At 57.1% G+C, this 12,404-nt stretch carries 11 protein-coding genes; 5 read left to right on the top strand and 6 right to left on the bottom strand.

The genetic code is table 11. The features are described 5' to 3' along the window. Positions 1–45 precede the first annotated feature (45 nt). The 3 genes from ENTHG_RS01180 to ENTHG_RS01170 form a co-directional block, all read right to left on the bottom strand. The gene (locus tag ENTHG_RS01180; protein WP_044172573.1) at positions 46–942 is read right to left on the bottom strand and encodes a Dyp-type peroxidase; all 897 of its coding nucleotides are present in this window, start codon (positions 940–942) and stop codon (positions 46–48) included. 92 nt (positions 943–1,034) lie between these two features. Continuing rightward, positions 1,035–1,607, bottom strand: coding sequence for an RpoE-regulated lipoprotein (locus tag ENTHG_RS01175; RefSeq protein WP_044172569.1), 573 nt, complete (start codon positions 1,605–1,607; stop codon positions 1,035–1,037). A gap of 62 nt (positions 1,608–1,669) precedes the next feature. Then, positions 1,670–2,104: a DUF2919 domain-containing protein gene (locus ENTHG_RS01170; RefSeq protein ID WP_237567441.1), complete on the bottom strand. Its 435-nt coding sequence runs from the start codon at positions 2,102–2,104 to the stop codon at positions 1,670–1,672. 113 nt (positions 2,105–2,217) lie between these two features. On the opposite strand from ENTHG_RS01170, the gene ENTHG_RS01165 reads away from it, so the two are divergent. Next, the gene (locus tag ENTHG_RS01165) at positions 2,218–3,213 is read left to right on the top strand and encodes an alpha/beta hydrolase family protein (RefSeq protein WP_044172563.1); all 996 of its coding nucleotides are present in this window, start codon (positions 2,218–2,220) and stop codon (positions 3,211–3,213) included. A 37-nt stretch (positions 3,214–3,250) separates the two neighbouring features. On the opposite strand, the gene ENTHG_RS01160 is transcribed toward ENTHG_RS01165, so the two are convergent. Beyond that, the gene (locus tag ENTHG_RS01160) at positions 3,251–3,676 is read right to left on the bottom strand and encodes a GNAT family acetyltransferase (RefSeq protein WP_044172561.1); all 426 of its coding nucleotides are present in this window, start codon (positions 3,674–3,676) and stop codon (positions 3,251–3,253) included. Between the two features lie 211 nt (positions 3,677–3,887). Here ENTHG_RS01160 and amiA point away from each other — a divergent pair, with 211 nt between their 5' ends. Both amiA and hemF read left to right on the top strand, forming a co-directional pair. Beyond that, on the top strand, positions 3,888–4,760 hold the full coding sequence (amiA, locus tag ENTHG_RS01155; RefSeq protein ID WP_044172559.1) for an N-acetylmuramoyl-L-alanine amidase AmiA: 873 nt from the start codon (positions 3,888–3,890) through the stop codon (positions 4,758–4,760). Continuing rightward, positions 4,760–5,662 (top strand): oxygen-dependent coproporphyrinogen oxidase, encoded by a 903-nt coding sequence (gene hemF, locus ENTHG_RS01150; protein WP_044172556.1) that lies wholly within the window; start codon positions 4,760–4,762, stop codon positions 5,660–5,662. The genes amiA and hemF overlap by 1 nt, the downstream gene beginning before the upstream one ends. A gap of 158 nt (positions 5,663–5,820) precedes the next feature. Here the strand turns inward: hemF and maeB are convergent, their stop codons facing one another. Continuing rightward, positions 5,821–8,100 (bottom strand): NADP-dependent oxaloacetate-decarboxylating malate dehydrogenase, encoded by a 2,280-nt coding sequence (maeB, locus tag ENTHG_RS01145; protein ID WP_044172553.1) that lies wholly within the window; start codon positions 8,098–8,100, stop codon positions 5,821–5,823. A 279-nt stretch (positions 8,101–8,379) separates the two neighbouring features. On the opposite strand from maeB, the gene tal reads away from it, so the two are divergent. Both tal and tkt read left to right on the top strand, forming a co-directional pair. After that, on the top strand, positions 8,380–9,330 hold the full coding sequence (gene tal / locus ENTHG_RS01140; protein ID WP_044172550.1) for a transaldolase: 951 nt from the start codon (positions 8,380–8,382) through the stop codon (positions 9,328–9,330). A 20-nt stretch (positions 9,331–9,350) separates the two neighbouring features. Next, positions 9,351–11,345 (top strand): transketolase, encoded by a 1,995-nt coding sequence (gene tkt, locus ENTHG_RS01135; protein WP_044172548.1) that lies wholly within the window; start codon positions 9,351–9,353, stop codon positions 11,343–11,345. Here the strand turns inward: tkt and ENTHG_RS01130 are convergent. Beyond that, the gene (locus ENTHG_RS01130) at positions 11,335–12,375 is read right to left on the bottom strand and encodes a DUF1176 domain-containing protein (protein ID WP_044172545.1); all 1,041 of its coding nucleotides are present in this window, start codon (positions 12,373–12,375) and stop codon (positions 11,335–11,337) included. The two genes, tkt and ENTHG_RS01130, sit on opposite strands and share 11 nt — an antisense overlap. Between the last annotated feature and the right edge of the window lie 29 nt (positions 12,376–12,404).

Here is a 12,404-nt window from a genome sequence, read left to right as displayed (position 1 = left end):
AAAGAGAATAAGACCCTCCCCCGGACGGGAGAGGGCGAAGCGCAGTTACAGCGTCAGAAGACGCTCTGCGCAAGGGGCAAAGTAGTAGCCGCCGGTGACCGGTTTGGTGAAGCGCAGCATCGCGTCGCGCTTGCCGTCGGTATCGCCAAACATGCTCAGCAGCTGCTGTTCAATATTGTGCAGGCGCGCGCTGTAGGCACAGAAATAGAGCCCGTGCGTGCCGCTGGCCGTACCGTAAGGCAGGCTCTGACGAACAATTTTCAACCCTTTGCCGTTTTCTTTTAAATCGACGCGGCTTAAGTGAGAGGTCACGGGACGCGCGTCGCCGTCAATCTCTTCATTGGCCTCTTTGGTGCGGCCAATCATCATCTCCTGCTCGCTGACGCTCATGCGGTTAAGCTGGCGAAGATTATGTTCCCAGCGCTGCACGAAGACATAGCTGCCGCCTGCGTCGACGCCTTCTTTAATGACCGCCACTTCACGGCGCGTCTCTTCCCCGGCAGGGTTTTCCGTGCCGTCTACGAAGCCGCTCAGATCCCGCTCTTCTACCCAGCGGAAACCGTGGATCTCTTCTTGCACCTCCAGCGCGTCGCCGAAGGCTTCCAGCGCCGCCTGCGCCACCGAGAAATTGACATCATGGCGCAGCGACAAAATATGAATCAGCACGTCATACTGCGTGGCTGGGGCAAGCCCTTTACCCAGCGGAGTAAAGTTCTTAAGCTCACGCGCCTCTTCGCTACCGCTCAGTTTACGCCAGGCGTCGTGACCAAACGCGACAACCGCGCCGAGGGCTGCTTCCGGGAATTTGGCCTGAAAGGTCGCCAGCTTATCGCTAAAAATCCGGCAGCCGTCGCGCAGCGTATCGACATCCGTCACGTTTGCTTCAATCCAAATCGCCGCACGGCAATGTTCCGGCAATATGCCGCTCTGAACCTGAGACATTCTTCCTCCTGAAAAAAGATGCCACGCGACCGTGGCAATGATGGCGGGTATTGTACCCGTTTTTCTTTCAGCAGGCGGCGGGTTGGATCAAATTAGCGGCGCCAGATAATTTTATGCACTTTCCAGTTTTTCAACACGTCGTCAGGCGGCATCAGCCCTTCCGGTCCCTGCCAGCTGCCGGTAAAAAGCAGGCTGATATGTTCACTGCCCGGCGCTTTACACTCGACCCCTTTGCCCTCTTCTTCCACTGCGGCCACGCAGTGACCGAAGGCCTTGTCGTAGATAGCGCTAAACGCGTCGCCGGTTTTTACGCCGTCAGCGGTTTTAATATCGCTATCGAGCACGTCAATGCGACTTACTGTTCCCTCGCCGTTGACTACCAGCGCCAGCACATCGCCTTTAAGCGCTTCGAAATAGCGGATGATATTCCCCTTATCGGTTTTCATGCCGCTACGCAGGCGATAGTCGCCGTCAAGCGCTTCGTTTATGGCGGATTCATCCATCGCTGTCGCGCTGGTTATCTCCCCGACGCCCTGCTCGCTCACCTCTGTGGATGAACCAAACCAGTTCCAGGGGTTGGCCGCAGACCAGTTAACAGAAGAGAGGGTTGAGCATCCGGAGAGCGTCAGCGCCAGCGCGCAGAGGCTAAAACGCAGGGAATTCATCATTACATCCTTACTTGTTAAGTCATCGGCTGTTGGAGTACCGAAATGGCAAAAAGTGCCCGCTAATGTTGCGGCATAGCAAAACAGGCCCGGCAGCGTGGGTTCGTGGTAAGCCATGCCAGCGCGACGATGTCAGCCACCAGCAGCCCCAGCCCCACGCCGTTTACCGCTTCGCCTTTAAACCATAAGAGCGGCTGCCAGAGCAATAACAGAATTTGCGCGGCAATAATCAGCGGGCGCAAAACCCGCCAGAAACGGGGAAAGACGTGCCTGCGGCCGCTGAGCAAAAAGGCAAGAACCGCAGGGATGCCGGGTAACAGCCCCAGCCAGAAATTATCGTGGTCGGGATAAAAGAGCGTCAGCAGCGCATCCCCCTGCCCTCTTGACGCGCCCGCCATCACAAACAGCACCCAGGTTCGCGCCTGTAATAACAGCACGCACCAGAACAGAAAAGGCAGGCGCAAGCGGCCATAGCTATCGTAATCCGCGGGGGACAATATGAATACTCCTCAAAAAACGCCTTATAGACATCGTCTGGTAGTCCGGTTTAAGCCTGTCCTTTCTCAGCACATTTTTTATAATACTTCTCTTTTATCGACAGGAAGTCAGTATGCGTATTAGTAAATTGTCTTTGCTTGCCGCGGTGTTGTTTTCCGTTTCCGCCTGTGGCGATGATACCCCTGAGGTTATCGCGATTCCGGATACCGGGCATCAGGTAACCGTCAGTAAGAACTCCTTACGCGACGCCCGCAGCGAATTCAGCACCCAGATTATTCAAACGAGTTTTACCGACTCAGGAAATATCGAAACGCCACCGGATGACATCTATAAGCTGATACATTATCCGACCAAACTCGGCGATATGGCGGCCTATGTTACCCCGGCCCCGAAAGATGGCAAACGTCATCCGGCGGTTATCTGGGTGCATGGCGGCTATGGAGGGTTGAGCGATAGCGATTATTTTTGGGAACCGCAGGACAGGGACAATGATCAAAGCGGCAGCGCGTTTCGCAAGGCCGGCCTGGTTGAAATGATCCCCAGTTTCCGTGGGGAAGACAAAAATCCCGGTAAATACGAGATGTTCTATGGGGAGGTCGAAGATATCGAAGCGGCCTTCGACTGGCTGGCTCAACAGCCTTATGTCGATCCGCAGCGTATTTACCTGGCGGGGCACAGCACTGGCGGCACCCGCGTACTGCTCACCAGCGAATACAGCAGTAAATTTCGCGCCTATTTTAGCCTGGGCGCAGTTCCTGATTTAAAAGCCCGGGTTGAAGGTGGCCAAATGATGGTGCCGGTTCCATTTGAAAAAACAGACCAGGAGTATCGTTTACGTTCACCCGCTACCTTTATTACCTCAATACAAAAACCGACCTGGTACTTCGAAGGCGGCAATGATTACTGGTCCGCGTTTGATAATATCGCGCAGGTAGCGAAAAAACATAAGGTGCCTTTCAGCGTCAAAAAAATCCCTAATGGCGACCATTTCACTATTATCGCCCCCGTTACGGAGATGATTGCGCAAAAAATCCTGCAGGATACAGGCGAAGAGTGCAATATCACGTTCAGTGATGCGGACATTGCACGCATTGACGATGAGCTTTAATCAATGAAGAGCGCTGCCGCAGCATGCGGCGGCGCTTTCAATACTCTTCATCTTCGATGAGACGCTTGCCCAGATTTACCACGTCCGAATGCTCATAGCCCAGCCGCTCGTACATGCCAATAACGACATCATTCTCTTCACGCACCATGATATTGATCTTCGGGCAGCCGCGGGCAATTAGCTTTTTCTCCAGCCGGGTCAACAGCGCGTTGGCGATACCGCGCCCGCGAAACTCCGGGTGCACGCCAAGATAATAAGCCGACCCGCGATGACCATCGTAACCGCCCATCACCGTGCCCACGACTTCACCGTTCACCTCCGCAACCAGAAAAAGGCTCACGTCATGATGCACTTTCCGTTCGATATCCATTTCCGGATCGTTCCACGGCCGCAGCAGGTCGCAACGCTCCCAGAGCGTAATGACCTCTTCGAAATCCTGCTGGCGAAAAACGCGTATTTCCATGGTCTTACCTGCCCATTTTCACAGTGAAAGAGAAATTATGGCGCGGCAGACCGCCGAAGCCAATATGTGGCGAAAAGAACGCCAAAAAATGCCATAATGTCACTCTGTCACGTATTGAAATGAAAAGTAAAACATTTATTAATAAGGACTGTCGTAACGGCAAACACGATACGATATAACACCAGGGACTACGGATAAAAAAACAGGCTGTATGAGCACTTTCAAACCCCTTAAAGTATTCACCTCGCGTCGTCAGGTTCTGAAAGCAGGCCTGGCTGCTCTGACGTTATCAGGTATTTCACAGGCCATCGCTAAAGACGCTTCCGCGCTTAAAACCGCCAACGGCCACAGTAAGCCGAAGGCGAAAAAAACCGGAGCCAAACGCCTCGTCATGCTCGATCCAGGACACGGCGGCATCGATACCGGCGCTATCGGACACAACGGTTCAAAAGAGAAGCATGTGGTGCTGGCCATCGCCAAAAACGTGCGCTCCATTTTGCGCAGCCAGGGCATTGATGCCCGGCTGACGCGTAGCGGCGATACCTTTATCCCGCTTTACGACCGCGTAGAGATTGCCCATCAGCATGGCGCTGACCTTTTTATGTCCATTCATGCGGACGGTTTTACCAACCCCAGCGCGGCTGGCGCGTCGGTGTTCGCCTTATCGAATCGCGGCGCCAGTAGCGCCATGGCGAAATATCTCTCCGACCGGGAAAACCGGGCCGATGAGGTGGCGGGCAAAAAGGCGACGGATAAAGACCATCTGTTACAGCAGGTGCTGTTCGATCTGGTGCAAACCGACACCATTAAGAACAGCCTGACGCTGGGTTCGCATATTCTGCGCCAGATAAAACCGGTGCACCGGCTGCACAGCCGCAGCACTGAGCAGGCGGCGTTTGTGGTGCTGAAGTCGCCGTCGATCCCGTCTGTACTGGTTGAAACGTCGTTTATCACCAATCCTCAGGAGGAGAAGCTGCTCGGCACCGCCGCGTTCCGCCAGAAGATTGCCAATGCGATCGCCTCGGGCATCATCAGCTATTTTAACTGGTTCGATAACCACAAAGCGCATGCGAAGAAACGTTGATGACTAAACCTGACTCAAACGAAGTAAAAACTTTTCTGCTCGCCCTGCAGGATGACATCTGCCAGGCGCTTGCCGCCACAGACGGCACCGCGTTTAGCGAAGATAACTGGCAGCGCGACGCGGGCGGCGGCGGGCGCAGCCGGGTTCTGCGTGACGGCGGCGTCTTCGAGCAGGCCGGGGTTAATTTTTCCCACGTTACGGGCAGCGCCATGCCCGCTTCCGCCACGGCGCATCGTCCGGAACTGGCGGGGCGCAGCTTTGAGGCGATGGGCGTCTCACTGGTGGTGCATCCGCGTAACCCCTACATCCCGACCAGCCATGCTAACGTGCGCTTCTTTATTGCGGAAAAGCCAGGCGCCGATCCGGTGTGGTGGTTTGGCGGCGGCTTTGATTTAACCCCCTATTACGGTTTTGAAGAGGACGCCATCCACTGGCATTGCACCGCGCGCGATCTGTGCCTGCCGTTTGGCGAAGAGGTCTATCGCCGCTATAAAAAGTGGTGTGATGACTATTTCTTCCTCAAGCACCGCAACGAACAGCGGGGCATCGGCGGGCTGTTTTTTGACGATTTAAATACCCCCGATTTTGCCAGCTGCTTTGCCTTTATGCAGGCGGTGGGCCGCGGCTATACCGATGCCTACCTGCCCATTGTCGAGCGGCGAAAAGGGCTGTCCTGGGGCGATCGGGAGCGGGATTTTCAGCTCTATCGTCGCGGACGCTACGTGGAGTTCAATCTGGTATGGGACAGGGGCACGCTGTTTGGCCTGCAGACCGGCGGGCGTACCGAATCCATTCTGATGTCGATGCCGCCGCTGGTGCGCTGGGAGTATAACTACCAGCCAGAGGAAGGCAGCCCGGAGGCGGCCCTCAGCGAGTTTATTAAAGCCAGGGAGTGGGTTTAGCTGTCTCCCGTTCAGCGTAGCCCGCAGGGGCTACGCTGAGGTTGTTGACAAACCCGGGAGTGACGAAAGAGCGGCACAATGACGGTAGCCCGGATAAGGCATTTCGCCGCATACGGGAGTCCCGGGTGCGCTAACGCTTACCCGGTCTACGCGGCTCGTCACAGCGGCTGCGTCTGCGCCTCCACGACCGCCAGCGCCACCATATTCACAATGCGCCGTACCGAGGCGATCGGCGTCAGCACGTGTACCGGCTTCGACACCCCCATCAACACCGGCCCCACCGTCACCCCTTCCGAGCTGGAAACGCGCAGTAAGTTGTAACTAATTCGCGCCGCCTCGACGTTAGGCATAATCAGGATATTGGCCGAGCCTTTCAGCGGACTGTCGGGCATCCGATCCTGGCGAATGCTCTCTACCAGCGCGGCGTCGCCGTGCATCTCACCGTCGATCATCAGTTCCGGGGCGCGCTCGCGCACCAGCGCCAGGGTATCGCGCATTTTCACCGCCGCCGGAGAGTTGGAGGAGCCAAACTGGGAGTGCGACAGCAGCGCTACCCTGGGCTCTATGCCGAAACGGCGCACGGTTTCCGCCGCCAGCAGGGTGATCTCCGCCAGCTGTTCGGCGCTCGGATCGTCATTAACGTAGGTATCGGCAATAAAGGTGTTGCCGCTGGGCAGCAGCAGTGCGTTCATCGCCCCGGCGGCATGAATGCCCTCGCGGTAGCCGAAGATCTCCTGCACCACGCTAAAGTGCTCGTGGTAGTCGCCGATAGTGCCGCAGATCATCGCATCCGCCTCGCCCCGGTGCACCATGATCGCGCCAATCACCGTGGTGTCGGCAATCACTGCCCGCTGCGCCTGCTCCTGGGTAACGCCACGGCGTTTCATTATCGAGAAATATTCCGTCCAGTACTCTTTAAACCGGGGATCGGACTCATTGTTCACGATATCGAAATCAACGCCCGGCTTGATCTGCAGGCCCAGCTTCTGAATGCGCATCTCGATAACGCCAGGGCGGCCGATAAGAATCGGTTTCGCCAGTCCCAGCGACACCAGCTCCTGGGTAGCATGAAGCACGCGCGGCTCCTCCCCTTCGGTGAGCACTACCCGCTTCGGTTCGCTACGCGCCTGAGAAAAGATAGGTTTCATAAACAGGTTGGTTTTGTAGACAAACTCGGCGAGCTTATCCACGTAGGCGTCGAAGTCGGCAATAGGCCGCGTCGCCACGCCGGAGTCCATCGCCGCCTTCGCCACCGCCGGGGCTATTTTGACGATCAGGCGCGGGTCGAACGGCTTGGGAATAATGTAATCCGGGCCGAAGCTTAAATCCTGGTCGCCATAGGCGGAGGCCACCACTTCGCTCTGCTCGGCATGCGCCAGTTCAGCAATGGCGTGCACCGCGGCAAGCTTCATCTCTTCATTAATTGCGGTCGCCCCCACGTCCAGCGCGCCGCGGAAGATGAACGGGAAACAAAGCACGTTGTTCACCTGGTTCGGATAGTCGGAGCGGCCGGTGCAGATAATCGCGTCCGGGCGCACCTCCTTCGCCAGCGGCGGCAGGATCTCCGGCTCCGGGTTGGCCAGCGCCAGAATCAGCGGCGCACGGGCCATCTTTTGCACCATTTCCGGGGTTAATACCTTCGGCCCGGAACAGCCGAGGAAAATATCCGCGCCGTCGATCACCTCATCAAGGCTGCGCTTGCCGTTGTCGTCCACCGCATAAGCCGCCTTGGTTTCCGCCATATTGGCTTCGCGGTTTTTGTAGATAACTCCTTTCGAGTCGCACACCACAATGTTGCGCTTCTGCATGCCGAGCGCCACCAGCAGGTTCATGCAGGCGATCGCCGCCGCCCCCGCCCCAGAAACGACCATGCGCACATCGGAGAGATTCTTTTCCACGACCCGCAGGCCGTTGAGGATAGCCGCGGTGCTGATAATCGCCGTGCCGTGCTGGTCGTCGTGGAAGACAGGGATGTTCATGCGCTCGCGCAGTTTCGCCTCGATATAGAAGCACTCCGGCGCTTTGATATCTTCCAGGTTGATGCCGCCGAAGGTGGGCTCCAGCGCCGCCACCACATCGATCAGCTTGTCCGGGTCCTGCTCATCCACTTCAATATCGAAGACGTCGATACCGGCGAATTTCTTGAACAGCACCCCTTTCCCTTCCATTACCGGCTTACCGGCAAGCGCGCCGATATTGCCAAGGCCCAGTACGGCAGTACCGTTGGAGACCACCGCCACCAGGTTGCCGCGCGCCGTATATTTATAGGCCGCGAGCGGGTCTTTTTCGATCTCAAGGCAGGGGGCCGCCACGCCCGGGGAGTAGGCCAGCGCCAGGTCGCGCTGGGTCGCGAGCGGTTTGGTAGGGGAAACCTGAATTTTTCCCGGTTGGGGAAACTCGTGGAAGTCGAGGGCACTCTGTTTTAACTGGTCGTCCATTTGCTATTCCTTTCACGTATCTTGCGGAAAATTGAAGCGCGATAACGATCCTGATGCGCCGCCTAGTATGCCTTCCTCACCCACGGCAAACTTTGAACACAGCCATAGTCTGACCACGCCGTGACAAAAAATGTTATCAATTCATAACATCATTGTTACAGACCGAAAAAAGCAAGACGGCCCTCGTCTGCTATGCTTTTTAGTTATGCAGATCACTTCTTACGCCAAACTCTCTCGCAATTATTTGCCTAACACCTTGCTTTTAAAGGAGTCAATTCAATGAACCACTTAGACGGCCTCAAACAGTTCACCACCGTAGTGGCGGACAGCGGCGATATTGAGTCAATTCGTCACTATCAACCCGAAGATGCGACCACCAACCCGTCGCTGCTGTTAAAAGCCGCCGCGCTCGATCACTTTAAGCACCTGATTGAAGACGCCATCCAGTACGGAAAGGCCCACGGGGAGACCCAGGAGCAGCAGGTTGCCGAAGCCTGCGACAAGCTGGCGGTTAACTTTGGTCAGGAGATCTTAAAAAGCATTCCGGGACGCGTCTCCACCGAAGTGGATGCCCGACTCTCCTATGACAAACAAAAGAGCATTGATAAAGCGCGCAAGCTGGTGCAGCTGTATGAGGAGCTGGGGATTGATAAGTCACGGATCCTGATCAAGCTGGCCTCAACCTGGGAAGGCATCCGCGCGGCTGAAGAGCTGGAAAAAGAGGGCATTCACTGCAACCTGACGCTGCTCTTCTCCTTCGCTCAGGCCCGTGCCTGCGCCGAAGCGGGCGTCTTCCTGATTTCACCTTTCGTCGGCCGCATTTATGACTGGTATCAGCAGCGTAAACCCATGGACCCGTACGTGGTGGATGAAGATCCGGGCGTGAAATCCGTGCGCAATATCTATGACTACTACAAGCAGCACCGCTACGAAACCATCGTTATGGGCGCGAGCTTCCGCCGCACGGAACAGATTCTGGCGCTGGCAGGCTGCGACCGCTTGACCATATCGCCGGACCTGCTGAAAGAGCTGCAGGCCCAGGAAGGGATGGTGGAACGAAAACTGATCCCCGCCGCCCAGACATTCCCCCGTCAGACCCCACTTACCGAAGCCGAATTCCGCTGGGAGCATAACCAGGATCCGATGGCGGTCGAGAAGCTGGCAGACGGTATCCGCCAGTTCGCGGTAGACCAGCGCAAACTCGAAGACCTCATCGCCGCTAAATTTTAACCTTTACCAAGGAGTGTGTTATGTCCCGTAAAGAGCTTGCTAACGCTATCCGCGCCCTGAGTATGGACGCGGTACAAAAATCTAATTCCGGGCATCCCGGCGCGCCGATGGGAATGGCCGACATCGCCGAAGTGCTGTGGAATGATTTTTTAAAGCACAACCCCACCGATCCGACATGGTACGACCGCGACCGCTTTATTCTGTCAAACGGTCACGCCTCGATGCTGCTCTATAGCCTGCTGCACCTGAGCGGCTACGATCTGTCGATTGATGAGATTAAAAACTTCCGTCAGCTCCACTCTAAAACCCCGGGCCATCCGGAGATCGGCTACACGCCCGGGGTGGAAACCACTACCGGCCCGCTTGGTCAGGGGCTGGCGAACGCGGTAGGTCTGGCCATTGCCGAACGCACGCTGGCGGCGCAGTTTAACCGCCCGGACCACGAGGTCGTGGACCACTTCACCTATGTCTTTATGGGCGACGGCTGCCTGATGGAAGGCATCTCCCACGAGGTCTGTTCGCTGGCGGGCACGCTGGGGCTGGGCAAACTGATCGGCTTCTACGACCACAACGGTATCTCCATTGATGGCGAGACCGAAGGCTGGTTTACCGACGACACCGCTAAACGTTTCGAAGCCTATCACTGGCATGTGGTGCACGAAATTGACGGCCACGATCCGCAAGCCATTAAAAAAGCGATCGAAGAAGCACAGCAGGTAACCGACAAGCCGTCGCTGATTATCTGTCGCACGGTGATCGGTTACGGCTCGCCGAATAAAGCAGGTAAAGAGGAGTCTCACGGCGCGGCGCTGGGGGAAGAAGAGGTGGCGCTGACCCGTCAGAAGCTGGGCTGGAAATATCCGGCTTTTGAAATCCCTAAAGAAATCTACAGCGCATGGGACGCCCGCGAACGCGGCGGAAAAGCGCAGCAGTCCTGGGAAGAGAAGTTCGCCGCCTACGAGAAAGCGCACCCGGAACTGGCCGCCGAATTTACGCGCCGCATGAGCGGCGGCATGCCGGAGAACTGGGAGCAAACCACCCAGGCCTATATTGAAAAACTGCAGGCGGAGGGGGCGAAAATCGCCACCCGTAAGGCGTCGCAAAATACCCTCAACACTTACGGGCCGATCCTGCCGGAACTGCTGGGCGGCTCGGCGGACCTCGCGCCGAGCAACCTCACTATCTGGTCAGGCTCCACATCGCTGAAAGAAGATCTGGCGGGCAACTATATCCACTACGGGGTGCGCGAATTCGGCATGACCGCCATCGCCAACGGTATTGCCCACCACGGCGGCTTTATTCCTTACACCGCAACCTTCCTGATGTTTGTGGAGTATGCCCGTAACGCGGCGCGTATGGCGGCGCTGATGAAAGCGCGGCAGATTATGGTCTATACCCATGACTCCATTGGCCTTGGGGAAGACGGCCCGACTCACCAGGCGGTTGAACAGCTGGCGAGCCTGCGCCTGACGCCAAATTTCAGCACCTGGCGTCCCTGCGATCAGGTAGAAGCGGCCGTGGGCTGGAAGCTGGCTATCGAGCGCCATAACGGCCCGACCGCGCTTATCCTCTCCCGCCAGAACCTGGCGCAGATGGAGAGAACGCCTGAGCAGGTGAAAGCCATCGCCCGCGGCGGTTATATTCTGCAGGATAGCGACGGCAAGCCGGAGCTGATCTTAATCGCTACCGGTTCGGAAGTAGAAATAACCGTGAAGGCGGCAGAAAAACTGCGGGCCGAAGGGCGCAACGTCCGCGTTGTCTCTCTCCCTTCGACGGATATTTTCGACGCGCAGGATGAGCAGTATCGTGAGTCGGTGCTCCCGTCTGACGTGAGCGCCCGGGTGGCGGTAGAGGCAGGCATTGCCGACTACTGGTACAAATATGTCGGCCTGAAAGGGGCGATCGTCGGGATGACCGGTTACGGTGAATCCGCACCGGCGGATAAGCTGTTCCCGTACTTTGGCTTTACCGTCGAAAACGTAGTCGAAAAAGCGAAACGCGTACTTAGCGCGTAACCCAAAGCGTGGGCCAGGCGTCTGGCCCATGCCAGTTATCGCAGCTCGGCTCTTCGGCGTAGCGGGTCAGGCGAAAACGCTGGCCGTCAAACCGCCAGCGCGTCAACACGCCGCAATCCTCCAGCCCGCGACCTTTGGCAAGCGTTGTCAGTTCGCGGGTTTTCTCATCGAAGACGGCGTTCATCAGCTCAAGCTCGTTACCGCCTTTTGCCGGCGTAAAGGGCAGACGCAGGCGCACCAGACGTGAAGCGTAGGGCTTTTTACGTGACACCAGCCAGGCAAGGTCGACCGTGTTATAGGCACCGGCCTCGCAGTCTACAACGAGTAAGGCTTTGTCGTCGGTCAGGGCCGTCACCCGCACTTCACGACGCATAGGGTCAAGCGAACACTGCGTGTTGTCCATGCGCATGCTGCCATAATCCAGCAGGTCGTTAAGCTCCTCCTGAGTCAGCGGCGTGGGAGTGGGATTCACCACCGCCACCTCTTTTAACGCAGGCGCAGGGGGCACGCTCAGCGGCGGATCGTCGCCTTTTTTAATCCAGGCCGTTTCGCTCCCGACCCTTTTCTGCTGGGCGTCGATAAACAGCAGCGCCGCCTTAAGGCCAGCCAGCGAAATTACGCCGTCGCCCTCCTCCAGGGTTATAGATTGCGCATCCTGAATCAGCAGCAAAAATTCGGCAATGGTCTGCGGATTATCGTTCGCCAGGTGCCAGGGCGCGATACGCCACGGCCCGGCAGGCAGCGTCAGCGGCTGGCCGTCAAGGCGCAGACGCGGCGCAATAGCAGGCTGTTTAGCAGGCGAAAGGCCTTTGCCGCCAAGGTCAATGCGCAGCATCGCGTCGGAGCGCGCGCCGGCGCTGCGCCCCAGCGTCATGACCAGGCCGTGATGTTCTCCGGTATTACGCGTAACGCAGTAGTTCTGGTTATTGCAGGTAACCTGCCAGTCCGTAAAGCGTTGCTGCGCTGGCGCCGCCCAAAGAGACGACGCGCAAAAAACGCCCAGTAAAGCAAGTAAGACACGGTAGAACATCGATAACAGGGCCCCGGAAGTCAGACAGA

This window comes from Phytobacter massiliensis JC163 (assembly GCF_000321045.1).
Classification (GTDB): domain Bacteria; phylum Pseudomonadota; class Gammaproteobacteria; order Enterobacterales; family Enterobacteriaceae; genus Phytobacter_A; species Phytobacter_A massiliensis.
This window is presented reverse-complemented; position numbering and strand designations above follow the sequence as displayed.

Coding starts and splice junctions, on each gene's coding strand:
- hemF (WP_044172556.1), top strand. CDS start 4,760: ATGACTAAACCTGACTCAAACGAAGTAAAAACTTTTCTGCTCGCCCTG.
- ENTHG_RS01160 (WP_044172561.1), bottom strand. CDS start 3,676: ATGGAAATACGCGTTTTTCGCCAGCAGGATTTCGAAGAGGTCATTACG.
- tal (WP_044172550.1), top strand. CDS start 8,380: ATGAACCACTTAGACGGCCTCAAACAGTTCACCACCGTAGTGGCGGAC.
- ENTHG_RS01130 (WP_044172545.1), bottom strand. CDS start 12,375: ATGTTCTACCGTGTCTTACTTGCTTTACTGGGCGTTTTTTGCGCGTCG.
- amiA (WP_044172559.1), top strand. CDS start 3,888: ATGAGCACTTTCAAACCCCTTAAAGTATTCACCTCGCGTCGTCAGGTT.
- maeB (WP_044172553.1), bottom strand. CDS start 8,100: ATGGACGACCAGTTAAAACAGAGTGCCCTCGACTTCCACGAGTTTCCC.
- ENTHG_RS01180 (WP_044172573.1), bottom strand. CDS start 942: ATGTCTCAGGTTCAGAGCGGCATATTGCCGGAACATTGCCGTGCGGCG.
- ENTHG_RS01175 (WP_044172569.1), bottom strand. CDS start 1,607: ATGAATTCCCTGCGTTTTAGCCTCTGCGCGCTGGCGCTGACGCTCTCC.
- tkt (WP_044172548.1), top strand. CDS start 9,351: ATGTCCCGTAAAGAGCTTGCTAACGCTATCCGCGCCCTGAGTATGGAC.
- ENTHG_RS01165 (WP_044172563.1), top strand. CDS start 2,218: ATGCGTATTAGTAAATTGTCTTTGCTTGCCGCGGTGTTGTTTTCCGTT.